This is a genomic window from Mycoplasma sp. HS2188, from assembly GCF_025209835.1.
In the GTDB taxonomy this organism is placed as follows: Bacteria; Bacillota_I; Bacilli_A; order Mycoplasmatales; family Metamycoplasmataceae; genus Mycoplasmopsis.
Map to the genome: position 1 here is coordinate 1 of NZ_JAOAOI010000064.1, position 635 is coordinate 635.

Annotated in this window: 1 pseudogene; it reads left to right on the forward strand. The window is 22.8% G+C overall.

The features are described from left to right. A pseudogene (locus N1F73_RS03825) lies at window positions 1-635 on the forward strand (conjugation protein); the annotation flags it as partial.

Sequence of the window (635 nt, forward strand, 5' to 3'; positions counted from 1 at the left end):
ATAAATGTTTCGAATGTAAACTTACCTCGTAAGTCATCATTGGTTTTAGAGGCATTAAATGGTAGAAATGGCGTTTTTTATGTGGGTGTAATTAATACGACGAATAAAATTATTGATAATGATATAGATCTTAAAAACATTAAAATCGATGACTTGATAATTAACGAAAATAATACTGTTGGGTTAAAAACGAAGGTAATAGAATATATCACAGATGAATTAAATAAGTATGGTTTAAACCTTAATTATGACGTAAGAATAATAAATTACAACGAAGGTATTTGGTATTTGTCAAAAGGGAAATTTGCAAAATTTGATTTTATAATTGAAGGTATTAATAAAAAAATTAGAAATACTACTACTGTAAATATTACAAATCAAGCAGAATTTGTTAATGATGAAAACGGAAATAGGATTCTTTATGATTTAAGTTTAGTTGTTAAATGAGTTTTTAAATATAGTGAAAATGATTTAGGCAATTTAAGAAATAAAATTATTAAAAATGTTTCTGATTTTCTATATCAGAAATATAAATTAGAATATAAAATAGACTATCAATTTAATTTCGAAGAAATAGATAAACTTGTAAGAAATATCACTTCCCAAAAAAATGTAGAATTAGAAGATATATTATT